This is a genomic window from Clostridium sp. LS (genome assembly GCF_002760435.1).
Classification (GTDB): domain Bacteria; phylum Bacillota; class Clostridia; order Clostridiales; family Clostridiaceae; genus Clostridium.
The window spans coordinates 24,980-43,880 of the sequence record NZ_AUUU01000020.1 but is presented as its reverse complement, the minus strand read 5'-3'; the positions used below and the strand labels follow the sequence as shown (position 1 = coordinate 43,880).

Sequence of the window (18,901 nt, the reverse complement as noted above, 5' to 3'; positions counted from 1 at the left end):
AAATGTAAATTGATTCGTTATATAACTGAATCGAGCTTTATTTTATTTTGTAAATCTTCTTGATGCTGTAAGCTTTCCATTTCATACATACGTCTATATACTTCATTGTTTAGTAATAATTCTTTATGTGTTCCAATTCCAATTATCTCTCCTGCATTCATTACAATTATTTTGTCAGCCAGCATAGCTGTAGATAGTCTATGAGAAATAAATATTCCAATCTTGTCCTTAGTCATCCTTATAAACATATCAATAACTTCTTTTTCAGCAATAGGGTCTAATGCTGAGCTTGGTTCATCCAGTATATATAAGGAAGCATCTCTAAAGAAGGTTCTAGCTATAGCAATTTTCTGCCATTGCCCACCTGAAAGCTGTACTCCATTTTGGAACCATAATCCAAGCTGTTCATCCATATTATTAATAAATTTAGCACTAGCTTTGTCCAGAGCTGTCCTCATATTATCATCATCATTGATATTATCAATATTTCCAAAGCCTACATTTTCTCTTACTGTTAGTTCGTATTTAGTGAAATCCTGAAATAAAATTGCAATACAGCTTCTAAGTGCACCCTCATCATAATCATTTATTGAATATCCATTATATAAAATACTATCATCCTCTAAATCATATAATTTTGATATAAGTTTTACTAATGTACTTTTCCCTGATCCATTAGGTCCAACTATGGCAATTCTCTCTCCTTTTGCAATTTCAAGATTTATATTATTTAACACTGTATTATAGGAATTAGGATATTTGAAGGTCAGATTTTTTATTTTTAAGCTTTTAATATTACTAATTTTCATTAATTTCTTATTTTCATCAATAAAGTTTTCTTCCTTAATATCTAAGAATTCAAACAACTGACTAATATATAAATTATTTTCATATAACGTATATATAGTATTAAGCACACCTTTACAATTACTCTGTATTAAATTTAATGCATTTATAAATCCAACAACATTTCCAATTAAAATTTCTCCAATGATTGCTGAATATACAATAATAAGAAGTATTACAGCAGTACATACTTGTTGTACAAACTCAAAGACAAAGGTAAAGACTGATCTTCTTTTAAATAGCTTAATATCCTGTTTAACAAATGCTTTATTAATACTTTTAAACTTATTTAAAATGTATTCTCCTATGCCATAGGATTTTATTTCTTTAAAAGTATTATCCCTGGTTAGCAAATACGATAGATACCATGACTTCCTTCTATCCGTAGCTCTTTCCCAACTAACGTTAAATTCTCTTTGACCTATTTTAAAGAAATATAATGAAAAAGTTAGCGGAATCAATACTAAAATAAGCAGTACCCAAGGTTTCCAATTTATTATTATAGTAACTGATGATACTAATGTGACAGTTGATGTAATTAAGCTTAATATTGATAAAAATACTTGATATGGTTTATATGAAGTTTCATTTTGCACCCTCTGTAATTTATCATAAATTTCAGAGTCCTCGAAATGTTTTAGTGATAATTTCGTACATTTTTTCATCACTTTATAGTTAAGCTTATAGTTGATTAAAGTTTGAAATTTATTTTGATAAAACTCCACAATAGATCCTATAATTTCACTGAACAAATTTGCAGCAATATAAAATCCAAATGCATATATAACTTTTTCAAAATCTTTTGTTGTAATCATATTTAGCAGATGCTGGGATCCAAACAAAGTTATTATAGGACACAAACCTATGATCAAACTAAATATGAGAATAGTATAAAAGCTCCTTTTATCTATTTCTTTTATCAAACTAATTGTCTTAGGTATTAATTTCAGTGCTTTTACTATATCTTTTAAAGAGACGTGATCATCATAATTTTCTACATTCAAATTTTAACCTCCTTAATTTAAGCTATTACTATGATTTAAAGTGCTTTAATGCGTATAAAGCATGAGATGCTAAAGCTCTAACCTTTTTTTCAAACTCTCTGTCAATACCAAACATTCTATTACAGTTTAAATGAATTATACTATCTAAAATTGATAAATCTGTTGATACTTCTTCATTTTCTCTTACTTTATTTCCGTAGTATTCAATTATTTTTCTTCGCTTGTTTAATATTTCTATTAATATATTTCCTTCTTCACTTTCCCTTAAGCCTTCCCAATCCTTATTACTGTTGCATAATTTCATATATTCAGTACGTTTTTGCTTAAAGTCTTCCCTATACTCAGATGAACTAACTTGTGAGCGTAAAAACTCTACTTGTTTAGCATATGGCAAGCCAAAGCTCTCCATATAGTGTACTACAGAAATCATTCCTATTATTTCATCGCAAAAATCAAAGCTTCCTTCTCTTTTTGCTCTTAATATATCCTCTGTTACAATGCTATCAAAGAAGAAGACTTTTTCGGCAATATTAATTAATTCTATACCTCCATAACGTTCAATTTCTCTATCATAAGAATCTATTGAGAAGTATGTCATTAAGCCTTTTTTTCTAATCATAGATAGCCATTCCCTTATCTTTGGATATATCATTAATAGTTTTTCTTGGCTTGAATTAAGTCTTAATCTTATATGCTGCTCTGGATCAACATACCTCATAAAAAAGTACTTACTTATAATTTCTTCCTCTACTAGTTCATTACAAAACTCCGAGATATAATAGGCTATTAAATCATCAACATTTGAGCTTATGCCATATAATTTAATATAAAGCCACTCATCAAAAGGATCTTTTACACGCTCTTTTGACAAACTGCTTATATCACTACTTAACATCCTAGCTGAAACTTTATCGCTTATAGTTTCCTGCTTAATTTTTGTCAGCGGAATTACTAGTTCACATATATAATCTTTATGGCTTTCCTTTACAATATTTACACCTTCCTCTTCATAAGAATTTAAGATTATCTCATTAAAGCTATTCTTACATTCGTGGTATAATATTTTAACGCATTGCTCATCATCGAGATTTAAAAGTATTCTATTATCTGCAAAAGTTATATATACATATTGTGGGACACCATATTTTATGCGGTAATCATTAAACTGATTTTTAAATTCATTAAATTCTGTCTTCTTATTAATTTTCATGTTAATTTTATTCATTTTCCAAGTCTCAGGCATTATTACGAAATTCTTATATTTAATTGCTGGTATATATGAAAAATCTTTGTATACATCGCTCCAAACAAATTTATACCAGAGTTTCTTCTCATCTAAGCTTATATCATTTAAAAACCTTATAGCATTAGGCGCAGTTTGAGGATTAAGCATATTATTTATTGTAAGTAATAGTTTTTTATTTAGAGTTTTACTTTTAGCATAAAATGTATTGTTTTCTAATCCAATATAAATGTCATTAAGCTTTATTCTATATAAATTATCTTTACTGCCGTTTGTAAATAGTGACATTTCATACTCACTGCTATGAATATTTCTAGTCACATTTGCATTCCTAACTTCACTAGGTAAATATGAGATTTCGCAAGTAACGTATTCCTCACTATCAATTAGCTCAATATTTCTTTCATCTAATTCTTCAAAAAATTTCTTAGGTTCGCTCATCATATGTGAAAACCTTCCAAAACTTTTCCCTGCACTAGTCGAACCTAAATTGGGACCAATATAATATTGAAACTCATCACTTAAGTTATCTTCAGATTTATTTTTTACAAGCAAATTAATTTCTAATGAATCTGGAATATTCTCGTAATCAATCTTTTGCAATTCTAAATTCTTTATTTCATCGTCTCTTATAGCTATATTTCTGCTATTGGTCTTAAGAGCCTGAAAATACTTTTCCATAAAGTAATCTCGTACATTATTATCTAATAATTCATTTACAGAAACATCTAAAGATCTATTATTTCTAGGTCTTTCATAATTCATTGGCGGACCTATACCTATATCATTATCTAACATTTCTAATAGTGATATTTCTCTATCTTGTCCATACTTTTCAATGAATTCTTGCTTATATTTTGATAAAAATGGTTCTGGATTTTCTATGGACATTGATAGGTCTAATAATATATTCATAAGATCATTTACATCTGATATTATTTTCTTATTAATTTTCTTATCTCTTAAATTTAACTTCATATCAACTTGCAAAATATTTTTCACATTTGCAACACTTTCCATTTTCTTATATAGCTCTAAATATGTTTCTTCTCCGGCACCTACTGGAGTTTCATTATATAGCTTAAGCTTTTCCTTAATTTCTGTTAATTCATCTACTAACGGTATTTCAATTTCAGCTTTCTTAACTTCATTAATAAGATAATCAAATTGATCTAATACTGTTAATGGGGGTCTTAAATTTGATATTAAAAATTCTCGTTCTATTAATTGTTTTAAAAAGTTATCGATTTTACTTTCGTCTTCAATAGAATACTCATCTATTAATATATACTTTAATTTGTTATATTCAATTCCATCCTTAGCTAAATCATATGTCCTCATGAATGGCTTAGTAGCTCTAATACTAATTTCACCAATTCTATTATTATCTTCTTTATCTGTAGAGTGTATTAATAATGCTCTTTCCCCTTTAATAAAGATGCTGTCATTTATCTTAAAAGTTAAATTTTTATAATGATTATCTTCTAACTCTTTTACAATCTTAATAATCCATTCCAAATCAGGCCTAGCGAATTTCTTGAAATTATCATTCTCATAACTTATAACTGTTTCTTCTGCGTATTTTCCAAAATCCACTCCTGAAAAAAGCCCAAAAGGTGTAGGTCTCATACTCATCCTAATCAGGTATTTATATATTGATTGAAGGAAATAATCAAATTTTTTGATTTCTTTTCCATCACAAAAATCTATTATTGTGCTATATAAACTCTTGCTAGATACTAATATAGCTTCTCTAAAAACTGAATTATTGCAGATTTCCAGCAATCTATCTTTAATTTTGTCTGATTCTCCGTCTTTTCTGAAAAACTCATAGTAATTATCTATTGAAAATATGGGTGTCCTGATCATAAAAGTATTTGTATTTCTATATAAATCTCTCATCTAAATTATCCCCTTATTTTAAATATGTTTAATATTGCATCCACTATATAAAAGTATTATCTATTATAATACATTATTTAACATATATTTCATATTTTATCACAACTTTATAACTAATTGCATATTATATTAAATTTTAATAAAAGTCTCCTAAAACATGGCTTGTATAATAAAAGGCAGTAAAAAATATATTAATTCTTTACTGCCCTCTTTGTGTTAAAAATTTATTAACACTTTATACAAGACTTACATGATACACAAGAGTTTTGTGTAATACACATTAACACGCCTGTGATACAACCAGGAGTACATAGAGACTTACTAGTTATAGCTGGTCCTACTTTTGTTGTGTCTGCCTTTACTTTTACGTCTAAATCAAAATCATCTAATTTTCCCATATTCTTCTCCCTCATCTCTCTCTTTTTATTCTAATAATTTATTTTAATATTAAACTCATTAAATAAGCATATTTCAAATTTCCGGAACATAAGATATATACTATATTTAGCTTGTCTAATAATAAAATCTAATTTACTTTACATATTTATATTAATACCAAATTATAATATTTTTATAATGTTTTTACCAAAAGTAAATTTAACACCAAACTTTTTAAAGTTTTTATCTTTTTACCCATATAATGTAATTTGTTATAAAAAATAAGATGCATCAAAACGACTCTTAAATCATTTTGATACACCTAATTTTAAAGATTATCAATTAATCATAACTTTTCTTTCCTTCCCATTTTTCAAACCAGATTATTCCCAAAATTGTTATTAAAATAAAGAATATGCTGATGCTTAAAATGCCCTTCTGAAGTTGAACATTAAAATATTCAACGGAATTAGTGTTTACTGGAATATAAGCTCCATTTATAAAGGTCCCTGGAAGTAATCCCAATCTAGCTGGATATGTCCAGGGAATAAACATCCATATGCTATCTCCAACTGGTGTTGCTCCCAAAATAGCAGCAATCAAAACTCCCATTGCTCCAATTCCGATAGATGCCCCCATACCAAACATAAAACTTATTAATAAATCTAAAGAACAAATGGCTACAGATGCAAGGCTCATAAATAAAGCTCCTTGCATAAATACTTTATAATCTATGCTTTCCATATGAATTATAAATTTTAATCCCCAAATCATCATAATTGTTGAAACTATAATATCTATAGTTATAATTAAGATTAACATAATTAATTTGCTAGTATATATTTTAATTCTTGATGTAGGTATGCTTAATAACCCATTAAAGTTCCCCGCATTTTCTTCTTGTTCACATATAAGTGCTGATATTAAAGCTATTCCAATAGGAAGAATAATAGCCATTGCATTGAAAAATGTATCATAATTTTGAATCTGAAATTTATTGTGCTTATTATACATTATCATACATATTGAGTAAACTATTGGTGTCATATATGCAATTAACCTTATAGGCGTACGCTTTATCTTCATCCAATCTACACATAGCATTTTAATCAATCTCATTACTAATGCACCTCACGCTTACTAAACCAAATTGATGTAATAAATGATACTGCTGCAAAAAATACTAAAGAAATAACTATACCTTTTACTATTGCATCTGGAGATAATAGTGGACTTCCCTCTGGTAATATTGTTCCATTTGGATGTACACCAATAATAGGACACATGAGTCTCAATCCAAAACTCCAAGGAATTAATATCCAAAAAGATTCAGTAGATGCTATGACCCCTGCTATAATTCCAACTATACTAGTTATAATTGAAATAGCAGTTCCGAATAACGATGATATAAATAAATGTATAGGAATTAATACTAAAGATACAATCCAGCAAACGATAGCTGCTTCAAATATATTTGTAATAGAAATATTACTATCTCTGACTAATATATTTGATAATATTACTACTGTGAATAGCTCTATTGTTGAAATAAAAGTATATGAAGCTATGACACTTATCTTGCTAAACCAAACTGCAGTTTTGCTAATGTTATATAAATATGAACTTTTATAATTACCTGCTTTTTTTTCTCTCATATGAGCTAAGGAACATAACAAAGCTGTCCCAAGAGGCATAAAAATTAATGGCCACCAATTGAAAACCATGCTTATATAATATTTTGATCCATCGGCAATGAAAAACATTATGCAAATTGCGTACATTGCAAAAAATAAGGGTGCTAAAACCATAAGTTTTCTTGAAAAGGTTCTTTTGCATTTTAAATTCTCAGCTTGAATTATATTAATCATTTTTTAGACTTCCTCCTTTGAATTACATTCTTTCACAACTTCCATAAATAGCTTCTCTAAGTCCTGATCTTTTTCAATTTTATCTTGATATCCTAACTTTCCGTCACTAATAATTCCAATATAGTCAGCGACTTGTTCCACTTCAGATAATATATGGCTTGATAAAATTACTGTTATCCCCCTCGTAGGAAAGCTCTTTATTAAATTACGCAATTCCTGAATTCCTATAGGATCTAATCCATTTGTAGGTTCGTCTAAGATTAATAATTTAGGATGATTCAAAAGTGCAATTGCAATTCCAAGCCTTTGTTTCATTCCAAGAGAAAATTGCGATGCCCTTTTTTTGTTGGTATTTTTTAAATCTACAATTTCTAAAACCTCGTCTATACGAGATTTAGGCAAGTTTAATAATTTAATATAAACTTCAAGATTTTCTTTAGCCGTAAGATTTCCATATAAAGCTGGAGTTTCAATAAGTGCTCCTATATCCTCAAGCTTTTTTCTACTCCACTTTTCTCCATTAAAGATTATTTGGCCTGATGTTGGATGTAAAAGACCTGTTATTAATTTTAGGGTAGTCGATTTACCTGCTCCATTCGGTCCAAGCAGTCCATAGATAACATTTTGTTTTACTTTTAATGAAATGTTATTTACTGCTATTTGTTCCCCAAAACGCTTAGTCAATTTATCTGTTTCTATAATATATTTTTCCATAAAATAAGCTCCTTGCTTCTTAATTTCAGTTTATTTTAGCAAGGAACTATAATATATTTATAATGTAGTAAATTATTTTTATTTATTTTTTAGTTTTTAAAGCATTATAGGCATTAACCAATCCTGAACCATAATATTCTTTTGATTCATTACCATCTAATTTTTCAGATGTTTTATAAATTAATTTGGCTACTTCTTTTGGCTTTAGATGACTATCTTTGCATAAAATAAGCCCTGCTACCGCTGAAACTTTTGGAGCCGCTATTGATGTCCCTTCCACAAACCAATAATCACCAACTGATGTGCTTAAGCACATATCAAAAATAGAACCAGTTTCAGATGAATCCCCTCCTGGTGCTGTTATATCTATAAAATTCTTACCATAATTCGAGTACTTTGCAATCTCATCAGTCTTTCCTGTAGCTGAAACATTTATAACACCATCTATACTACCTGGAACTTCATAAGTTAACCCTTCATATTTAAAGCCTTTGCTTCCATTTTGATCATTAAGATATTGGGTTAATTTTTTTGTATTTCCACAATCAATACCATCATTTCCCGCTGCTGTGACTACCGTAACATTATGTTTTATTGCATATTTAATTGCTCGTTTATACAGCTCATACTCTGCCATATCATCACCTAATTTATATTTAACACCAGTCTTTGGATCAGTCCAATAACACTTTCCTTTTAAATCGTATCCTGACATACTCAAATTAATTACTTTTGCTCCATCATCAGTGGCTTTAATTATCGCTGATGATGCTATGGTTGCATTTGTATTTCCTTCAGAATCAAAAATCCTATAACTCCTAAATCCGATATTAGGTGCTACTCCTTTGGTTCTCCCATTCGCAGCTATAATTCCCGCTACATATGTGCCATGGCCTAATCTATCCCCTATATCATCAGGATCTCCTGTTTCTGTTTCATCATTATTAAACCCCTTAGGAATGAGGTTCTCTCCCCCCATAAAATTTTCTTCTAAATCTGGGTGATCAGCTTTTACTCCTGAATCTACAATAGCTACAACCACATTATGATTTCCAGTACTTAAATCATAACTTTTTCCATCATTTGTTACTCTCTTTATGTCCCATTGGTATAAGTCATATAAATCACCACTGCCGCTTTCAGCATTATCGTCATTGTCAGTTTTACTTATAGATTTATTTAAACTCTTATTTAAATTTTTATTGTCTTTAAACTTTATTGTTTTTTCTTCTGGCGCTTTAATATTGTGGTTTGGCGCCAACGAATTTACTGTATTATAATTTTGAATTTCTGGTATTAAATCTGCTTTACATTGAACCTCCAGTCCTCCAACTTCTGAAAATGTATTTACTACCTTTCCTCCTGATTTACTTATAAAATCTTTAACCTGGGTATCAACCTTCTCGTCATTAAATAATACCACTAAATCGATGTTATCTCCGGAATCCTTTGTCGCAGCTTGTACACAAATTCCTGTAAGCATAGTGCTGGCAAATAAAATCGTAATTAAAATAGAATAAAATTTTTTTAAAAATAGCTTCTTTTTCATAATTCCCCTCTTTCCCTTATTCATTTGACACAATAATCATTATATAACATGAATACCATAATATTCTAATATTTTTATAATTTTTAATGGTAAATCGCTATCTTATTTTTAGGAAATATATAAAAAAACTACACATATAAGAAAAATAAATTCCTTATATGTGTAGTTTTAATTTATAAAAGTGTATAAGTTTAATTTTATTTAAAATGTACTAGAATATCTAATTTACCTGCGTTTCTTGGAATTAAATTACCTTTGATTGGTTCCCCATTAATAATAACTTCTACACTATTATTTGCATTACTCTGTTCCATATTTGTTGATATGTTTGGTGATGCTTGCATTTTGTTATTACCTTTATTACTTTGTTCCTTTAATCTTAAGACCTTTATAGTATAGTCTTCTTTTTCATTTGTGATCTTTATCTCAAATTCATTCCAATCATTTGGCACGCAAGGTTTTATACTATAACCCTTATTCTCAACTCTTTTAAGTCCCAAAATGTTTTCAACTCCAACTCTGTACATCCATCCTGAAGCTCCTGTATACCAACTCCAGCCGCCTCTTCCTGCATGAGGCTCTTTTATGTACACATCTGCTGCCATTACATAAGGTTCAACTTTATAGGTCATACACTCTAATTCAGTCTTTGAATGATTAATTGGATTTATCATATTATAGTACTTTAATGCTTTATCTCCAAGATTAAGCTTAGTTAAAGCTAAGATTACCCAAACTGCTGCATGTGTATACTGTCCTCCATTTTCTCTTACTCCTGGAACATATCCTTTTATATAACCTGGCTCTAGCTTTGAATTATCGAATGGTGGTGCAAGCAGTAGTATCATTCCCTTATCCTTTTTAACAAGGTTTCTATCAACTGCTTCCATTGCCTCAATTCCACGCTCTTTTTGTGCTGCGCCTGAGATTATTGCCCAGCTTTGAGCTAAAGAATCTATTTGGCATTCTGGATTTTCCCTTGATCCAAGAGGAGTACCATCGTCAAAATACGCTCTTCGATACCAGCCGCCATCCCAGGCATTTTTCTCTAAGTTTTCTCTTATAAATTCTTTTCTCTCTTCATAATGCTTTTTTGTTTCCATATCATTTTTCTTTTCAGCAATTTCAATGAAGCTATTTAGAATAGAATATAAGAACCATCCAAGCCATACACTTTCTCCTTTTCCTTCGTTTCCAACAGTACTCATTCCATCATTCCAATCTCCACTACCCATTAAAGGAATATTATGAATGCCAAATTTTAAGCCTCTCTCTATAGCTTTTAAGCAGTGTTCATATATAGTTCCCTCTTTCGAAGATTGGTTTACTATTGTATATCTTTCATCTTCACCTTCCCTAAGTGGCTCATCTTCAAGATAAGGAGCAGTTGCATCCAAGATGTCATAATCTCCTGTAGAACTAATGTATTCAGCTGTTACATAAGGCAGCCATAATAAGTCGTCACTAAATCTAGTTCTTATACCTGAATTAACAACTGGATGCCACCAATGCTGTACATCACCTTCTACATATTGTCTTGAAGCACTTCGTAAAATTTGAGCTTTTGGTATTTCAGTTTCTGCTACTCCGAGAGACATGGAATCTTGAAGCTGATCTCTAAACCCATAAGCTCCACCACTTTGATAAAATGCGCTTCTACTTAAATATCTACAGCTTAAGGTTTGATATAGAAGCCACCCATTTAATAAGTAATCTAAGGATTTATCTGGTGTCTTAACTTGTATATTTCCGAGGAAATGTCTCCAATATTGTTTTACCTTATCTAATTCATTTTGTACATTTCCAAAAAACTTATATTTGTCGATAATATTTTCAATATTTTTGACTTCATCCTGCCCAAATAAAATTACCAGTACTTTCTTTTCACCGGGTTTTATTTTAACTTTAGTACTAGCAGCTAAACAAGGATCATAAACTCCTCCACATTTATTACTTAGATTATCATGCTTTAAGGCTTCAGGGGCAGAAGTTTCCCCACCTATGCCTATAAATTCTTTGTTATCTCCAGTAAAGCTTATATTTTCTCCACCTAAAATAGTTAGATATGCATTTAATTTACCAAAATATTCACTATAGGGATTATGGGCTCCTATAAATTTATTAACATTAAGGGAATTTGTCCTTGAACTATGATTATTATTACCGCTTACTGCTAATTTGTCCTTTGGTATTTCTCCATTTATATACGTTGAAACATATCTTGAGCTTTCATATTCGTAAACCCCTAAAACAAGTTTAGCATAATAGTATAAAGAAATATCTCTGTCTTTATCACTTAAATTTTCTAAAGTTACTCTTTGAATTTTTACTCTTTCATTTTTTGGAGCAAAAATTTCAAGTTTTCCTTTTAAATCATAAGCTGTATGTTTAAACACAGAATATCCAAAGCTATGTTTAATTAAATATTCTCCGCCATCCCTAATTGGTTTTGGAGTTATTGAGAAGCAATCTTTGCTATTATTATCTTTAATATAAAGCGCCTCAGTAATAGGATCTTTGATATAATCATTACTCCAAGGAGTTATTTTATTTTCTCTTGAATTTCCACACCAAGTATACCCTGAGCCTACTTCTGATATATGGAATCCAAAGTCATCATTAGAAATAACATTTATCCAAGGTGCTGGAGTATTTCTATAATTAGATAATTTAATTATGTAGCTATTATCATTTTTATTAAAGCCGCCATATCCATTAAAGAAATCTAGATTATCTGCATTAAAGTCCTCATTTGATGTATGAATATTTTGAGATATATCTAAATCAGCATCAACTAAACTAGAAATTTCTGAATTATACACCAATTCCCTTTCTTTTTTACTATGGCTAGATTTCTTTTCTACATCACTATGGTTATCTTCACTTTCCGGCTCACTTAGATTTTTGATTATATCGTAATCATTTATTACTTCCTCATCATGATCGTATACTTCATAAGGTATATCCATAGCATCCACAGTTTCATCTTGGAATTTGTCTGCAAAACGTGCTTTATTCCTTAATGCTATACGTGAGTTTAATCCTTCTTCATTTAAATCCATATATGTATTTAAATTTTTCTCAGAATACACATATGAACTCAAGCTATTCTTGCTATCTACATATACTCTACAAATACCTATGAGCAGCTTAACAATCTCAATATTTATTGTTGCTTTGTTATGAACAAAAATTCCGCCTGGCTTATTTAAATAATTGTTCTCATTAGATGATCTTATTGCTTCTCTTATATTTTTTTGAAGAGGTTCATCATAAGAAATTTCTTCGTTATTATATATAACTAAATCTAACTTAACTCCTTTAAGTCTTAAGTAACTATGGAATTTTATCATAGTAAATACTAAATTTATATCTTCTTCTTTTTCGATTACTACCATAACAATTGGTAAATCTCCAGAAATTCCATAGGGCCACAGGTCTTTCTGATGTTTTGAAATATTCATAATATAATCTTCTCTGTTTCTTCTATTATTACTTAAGAAGAATACAGCACTAGCCGCACTTTGGAATACATTAGCTATAGCACTCTTTATTCCCAGATTCTTCAATTCAAGCTGTGTGCTTATGCTATAGTTTTTGAATATTTTTTCAAGTCTGCTATTATCGCTATTTTCTTTACATATTTCTAAAATCTTCTCTTTAGAATCTCCTATTCCTGTTAAAAAGTAAATTTCTCTTTTTGAATTCGGTTCTAATCTAACCCTTGTTCTTATACTCATTATAGGGTCTAAAACAGTTCCTACAGTATTGTCTAAGGCCTTATCACTGTCCATAGCCCTAGGTTTCTTTAAATCTCTATTCCTGCCAATAAAATTAATTCTTGAGGTTTCATAAGTAATATTACCTTCTAATTCTCCATTAACAACAGCTTTGTGGAATATATATGGAACTTTTGCATTCTTAACTCTGCCTCTTCTACTTCCTATTAAAATATCTTCTTTCTCATCATACTCAGTTTGAACAAATAGATTTGAGAAGGTTGGATGCACTACATCAGCGCTAAAAGCTGCTAATGTGACTTCCATATAACTTGTTATCTCAATACTTCTACCTTTATCACCTAAGTTTTTTAAAGTTAATTTTCTAACTTCAAAGTTTTCTTCAGATGAAATTGCAACTTCCATTTTAGTTTCAATATTTCCATCTTTTCTACTGAATTTAGCCTTATCCAAATTAAATTCAGCTTGATAATTTTCTCCTAAGCTTTTACATGGCTCAAAGGTTGAACTCCAGTAATCATTGGAATTTAAATTCTTTATGTAGAAGAACATTCCGCTATCATCACTTGTGGAGGCACCCTTCCATCTATAAAGCATTGTGTCACCTTTTTTAGAGTATCCACTTCCGTTTACTGTTATCATAGATGAATACTCACCATTAGATAATAATAAGAGCTGCGGATTATCCTGTCTAACATTTTCAAATATTCTTGGAATTAAAGTTTCACCTTCAAAATATCTGTTCTTTATAAAGAAATCTTCATTTCTTTCAAAGACTACATTTTGAGGAATTCTTTCTTTTAATAAAAGTTCTGTTGCTTTGATTTCTGGCAATTCATGAAATCTATTAATTAAAATATTATTCAGTAATACATTATCCAATGCCATAAGAGACATTCCTAAATGATGCACCATATAGGTCGCCACTTTGTTAACCTTTTGTGGATAACTTTTAGCTCCAGAAGCCTTATAATTAGCGTTATTTGTGTATAATTCTTCATTATCCTCAAAATTATCCACATTATCAACATCATTCACACTATATTTGTTAGCAAAATATCTTTTTTTATCCCTTACGTTATCCACGTCTTTTTTATAGTTATCCACATTATTGTCATACTTATCCACATTTTGTGTATAACCTTTCTCAGCTGTTGATAGGTTTTGTTCATTATCACCATTTTCAAGAAGCTCTGCTTTACTCTGAATTCCACTGCCAGGAAGAGTCATTACATACTTATCTCCAGCAGCTTTAGTATAATCTATAGCCTCAATAAATCCATATCTTCCTACTGTTCCTAATTCTTCAAGCCTCTTAAGATTTTTTATACCAGTATTTTTTGCGAAAGGCAATGTCATTAACGTTGAGTATGGGGATATTACGAGATCATTTTCAAGTCCTCTTTTAAGCCCAAGACCCGGTACTCCAAATGCTTTATATTGATAGTTTTCTGAAGTATCAAATTCATAAAATGCAGATTCTGATATTCCCCATGGAATCTTTTTTTGCTTTGCAAAACTTATTTGTGCCTTTATTACAGATTTATAAGTTTGACTTAGTAAAGTTCTAGGATAATTTCTCATTATTAATGAAGGCATAAAATATTCGAACATAGTTCCACTCCAAGAAACAAGAGAATGAGTTCTAAACGCATTTGTCATTGCTCTACCTAGTTTAAACCAATGAGAAGCTGGAACATCATTTTTAGCTATCGCAACAAAGGAAGCTATCCTTGATTCAGATGCAAACAAATCATAGTATGAATTTCCTAAAGACTTTTCTTCAACATTATATCCAATAGAAAATAACCCTCTAGTCTTATCATAAAGAAAATTAAAATCCATTTCCTCTGAGATTGTGTCTATATCCTTAACTATATTATCTATTTTATTTAAGTATTTATTAAAATTATCTATTTTTTGTCCTAAAGTACACTCAAAGTTATCCCCATTCCTTCTTTTATATTCTTCGCACTTGTGGATTAACTCTTTAAGACTTGGGACTCCTTCAAAAAATTCCTTACTGTACAGCTTTTCTAAACCCCCAAATAAAAAATCATAGTAATTAATCTTTTTCTTGATTTCGCTTACGAGTTTACCCACCCAATAATTTGTTTCTTCATTGTCTACTCTTATTTTACTATTATCATCCTCATTCGAATTACTTTCTTTAGACTTATTTAATTCGTTTTCTTGCAATGATTCAAATTTAAACAAGACTTCATTTAAAACTTTAAAATATTCACCAATACTTATATGGGAAGAAAACTTAGGCTTAATTGCTGGATTTTCATCTTCAATTATCTTATAAATATCATTTAAGGATATTACTTCTTTTGTCCTTATTACCTTATTACTTTTTAGTTCCTCCATAGCCTTCTTTAAAACCCATAAGTTTCCCAAAAGATTTCCACTGTCAACAGCTGATACATATCTTGGCCATAGGGGTTCTTTTGTCTTTGTATCATACCAATTTAAATAATGGCCATTTACTTTTTGTAATGTCTTCATGCTATTTAATATAAGCTCTATTCTATCAATAAACTCAGTCATTGTTATATATCCTAAGTCGTATGCAACAATATTTGAGGTAAGTCCCATACCTATATTAGTTGGAGATGTTCTATTCGCAACTCCTTTAAATGGTTTTTCTTGATAGTTATCTGGAGCTAAGTAATTATTCTCTTCATTAACAAAATCCTCATAATAAGCATATATTCTTCTTGAGATTTTCCTTAGGTATGTTATTTCTTCATTTTTCAAATTAAGCTTATTATTTTCTGGAAGTTTTATACTTATGCAATATGCCATATACGGGCTAGCTATCCAAAGGGCAGCAACTACAATATTATAAGTAATCACTCCAAAAGTACTATAGAAGGATAAATATAACATTAGCAACCCCATTATTGGTGCAATCCACATTCTCTTTAAATAAGCAATAAAATCATTACTAGAGTTTTTTTCCGCATCTTCTGCGCATTGCCACTCTAAAAGGTTTCTCTTAGAAATAATTACCCTGAATAAGCTGATTATTATAGCATCAAGCATTAAAAAAGCTTGATAAGGAATAAAGCTCACTATCAAAACTATCTGCTCAATATTTTTAAAGGTTCCCATTAATTTATTTTTAGGTGTCACAACAAAATCTGTAACTGTAAATACCAAAGAAACTATTAAAGCTAAAAATGACAAAAGAGCAATTTGACCTCTTCCATATAAAACAGTTAATGATAGAATAAGAGTTAGAAGTAAATTTGGCGCTAGAAGACTTCTCCTTAAGTTGTCAAATATCTTCCACTTATACAACAAACTTATTTTATTAGAAAATAACCAGCCTATTAACTGCCAATCTCCTCTAACCCATCTATGTAGTCTTTTGCAGCTAGATTCGTAAGATGCTGGATATCCATCAATAAATTCTACATCACTTAATAATGCACATCTTGCAATACCGCCTTCAAGAAGATCATGACTTAATATCTTATCATTTTCAATAGAATTATGTAAAACTTCATAAAATTCATCAATGCAAATTATCCCTTTACCGGTGAAAGATCCTTCCCCAAATAAATCCTGATAAGTATCAGAGTAAGCTACAGAATAACCATCAACCCCTTCTTCTCCCCCAAATATTCTTGAAAAGTAACTTGCATTCTTAGCTTCTAAACTTATACTTACCTTAGGCTGCATTATTCCATACCCTCTAAAAACCCTATTATTCTTAACATATGGAATATTAAGTACATGACTCATAGCACCTACAAGCTTAAAAACGCTTTCTCTTGGCATGAAGGTATCTTCATCCAATGTAATTAGATATTTTGCATCTTTAAGTACACTAATATCTGAGCTAAAAACATTATATGTATGCTCATTGCTATTTCTAATAAGAGCCATAAACTCCATTAGTTTTCCACGTTTTCTTTCCTTAGCCATGAATACATTTTGCTTCTTGTTATAAATTCTTTTTCTACTTAAGAAGAAAAATCTATCTTCATTATTAACAGTATCTTTAAAATCCTTAGAATACTTTTCATTTAACTTTCTAGCACACTCAATTCCACATTTTATTATTTCATTATCATTATCTTCGCGCTCACTTTGGCTGTCGTAAAAATCATTAAGTAAAGCAAAATATAGATTTTTATCTTTATTTCCGCAATAAGTTACTTCTAGTTTTGTCATAAGAGCTTTAATTTTTTCCTTAGAATTTACAATGGCAGGAATCACAACTATTGTCTTATATTTGTCAGGAAGTCCTTGACTAAAGTTCAATTTCGGAACTTGTTTAATATCAACAATTTTACTTACAGTATAATTAGTAAGAGAAATTATTATTTCATTAATAGGAATTAATATAATTAAAAATGATATTATGTATTGTGCCCTAGTATAACGGACCCCCAATAAGCTGCTTATAAATAAAATAAGGAAACCTAATAACAGTGTACCAAATATATTAAATGCTACATATGTATTCTCTGAAATCTTCGGTTTTATGTTTACACCATATTTTTTTAAATCATTTAATCCATTATCTATTAAGTAATATCCTATATGGCACTTATAATTTTCTTCTTTATTATTTTTGCTATTTTGCGAAAGTTCAAGAATCCTGTTCGCTAATACAATCTCATTAGTTCCAGCATTCCTAGATAGTTCCTCAAGCTTATGTCTATAGTAATCCTTAGTCTCAAAATCCATACTGTTATATATATTTCCAGGATCCTTTTTTAATATCTTTTCAACTATAGATGTATTTTCGAAAAACTTGCGCCAACTTATACCTTCAATTTTTCTAATTGAAGTTATATATTCGCCAATATTTCTTTCTAAAACTTCTTCTCTCAAATCGCTTTTAATACTATTATTATCTAAATTAGCTTTCCATCTTTGTTCTACTATATTTTGAATTCTTTCATATTCTACAGAATTATCACGCAAAACTCTAAAGAATTCTCGTAAAAATAGTTCGCTTACATTTCCACACTCAGTAATAATATCATTGATTTTATCATTGTTATTATTTAGAGCATCTATAACATCTTCAGCAATATTCTTTCCTTTAATTATCTCTTTTTGGATGCTAACAAGTTCATCTGTATATCTAGATAAATTTATTATAATTGCTATTTTAAGCATTAATGGAAAAGCCCACAATTCCCCCATGGTGAAAGCTGTTTCATTACCATTTGTATTTAAAACTTCTTGTTGAAGTCCATTTATATAAGAGGTTAGCTTATCACAATCAATTTCATTTCCATTGCTTATATAATTTTTTGCTATTGTAAAGATGCGTGGAATTTGTTCTGTATCTTCATTATTATTGCTCATTTCACCTACAGAAGATAGTCCTTTAAAATAATCTATAGGCATCTCAACCTTTATCGCTTTATACTCTCTTTCAATTAAATATATATTATCAAGAAGCCATTCAGATGCTCCAAGTACTTTATAACCATCTTTTGATAGTTTACTAAAATACTTGAAGTTTTCATGGATGCAAGAAAATCCTTCTGCAAGCTCTTTTAAAACATTCTTTCTCACTCCATAAGAATTATTTCTTTTCAAGTAAAAAACTCCCTTCTTTCACAATCTAAAAACAATTGCTCAATAGAGATATTTTTACCAAAAACTTAAAAACTATTCTTAAT

Annotated in this window: 8 protein-coding genes; all 8 read right to left on the bottom strand. The window is 29.6% G+C overall.

Annotated features, from left to right (window positions below; all coding sequences use genetic code 11):
- Positions 1-17: 17 nt before the first annotated feature.
- The 8 genes from COL3_RS05245 to COL3_RS05210 all read right to left on the bottom strand — a co-directional run bounded on the left by COL3_RS05245 (position 18) and on the right by COL3_RS05210 (position 18,818).
- A complete protein-coding gene (locus tag COL3_RS05245) occupies positions 18-1,850 on the bottom strand; it encodes an ABC transporter ATP-binding protein (protein ID WP_008429198.1) in 1,833 nt (610 codons plus the stop codon).
- A 28-nt stretch (positions 1,851-1,878) separates the two neighbouring features.
- A complete protein-coding gene (locus tag COL3_RS05240; RefSeq protein ID WP_008429199.1) occupies positions 1,879-4,995 on the bottom strand; it encodes a lantibiotic dehydratase in 3,117 nt (1,038 codons plus the stop codon).
- A gap of 227 nt (positions 4,996-5,222) precedes the next feature.
- Positions 5,223-5,393, bottom strand: coding sequence for a gallidermin/nisin family lantibiotic (locus COL3_RS05235; protein WP_008429200.1), 171 nt, complete (start codon positions 5,391-5,393; stop codon positions 5,223-5,225).
- 322 nt (positions 5,394-5,715) lie between these two features.
- Positions 5,716-6,492 carry a lantibiotic immunity ABC transporter MutG family permease subunit gene (locus COL3_RS05230; RefSeq protein ID WP_008429201.1) on the bottom strand — a complete coding sequence of 259 codons (777 nt, stop codon included), beginning with the start codon at positions 6,490-6,492 and terminating at the stop codon, positions 5,716-5,718.
- 2 nt (positions 6,493-6,494) lie between these two features.
- A complete protein-coding gene (locus tag COL3_RS05225; RefSeq protein WP_008429202.1) occupies positions 6,495-7,241 on the bottom strand; it encodes a lantibiotic immunity ABC transporter MutE/EpiE family permease subunit in 747 nt (248 codons plus the stop codon).
- A gap of 3 nt (positions 7,242-7,244) precedes the next feature.
- A complete protein-coding gene (locus COL3_RS05220) occupies positions 7,245-7,955 on the bottom strand; it encodes a lantibiotic protection ABC transporter ATP-binding protein (RefSeq protein ID WP_008429204.1) in 711 nt (236 codons plus the stop codon).
- Between the two features lie 82 nt (positions 7,956-8,037).
- On the bottom strand, positions 8,038-9,504 hold the full coding sequence (locus COL3_RS05215) for a S8 family serine peptidase (protein WP_008429206.1): 1,467 nt from the start codon (positions 9,502-9,504) through the stop codon (positions 8,038-8,040).
- A gap of 197 nt (positions 9,505-9,701) precedes the next feature.
- A complete protein-coding gene (locus tag COL3_RS05210; protein ID WP_008429208.1) occupies positions 9,702-18,818 on the bottom strand; it encodes a glucoamylase family protein in 9,117 nt (3,038 codons plus the stop codon).
- Between the last annotated feature and the right edge of the window lie 83 nt (positions 18,819-18,901).

Excerpts from the sequence above, each read along its gene's own strand:
- COL3_RS05240 (WP_008429199.1), bottom strand. The coding sequence starts at position 4,995 with ATGAGAGATTTATATAGAAATACAAATACTTTTATGATCAGGACACCC.
- COL3_RS05235 (WP_008429200.1), bottom strand. The coding sequence starts at position 5,393 with ATGGGAAAATTAGATGATTTTGATTTAGACGTAAAAGTAAAGGCAGAC.
- COL3_RS05230 (WP_008429201.1), bottom strand. The coding sequence starts at position 6,492 with ATGAGATTGATTAAAATGCTATGTGTAGATTGGATGAAGATAAAGCGT.
- COL3_RS05225 (WP_008429202.1), bottom strand. The coding sequence starts at position 7,241 with ATGATTAATATAATTCAAGCTGAGAATTTAAAATGCAAAAGAACCTTT.
- COL3_RS05220 (WP_008429204.1), bottom strand. The coding sequence starts at position 7,955 with ATGGAAAAATATATTATAGAAACAGATAAATTGACTAAGCGTTTTGGG.
- COL3_RS05215 (WP_008429206.1), bottom strand. The coding sequence starts at position 9,504 with ATGAAAAAGAAGCTATTTTTAAAAAAATTTTATTCTATTTTAATTACG.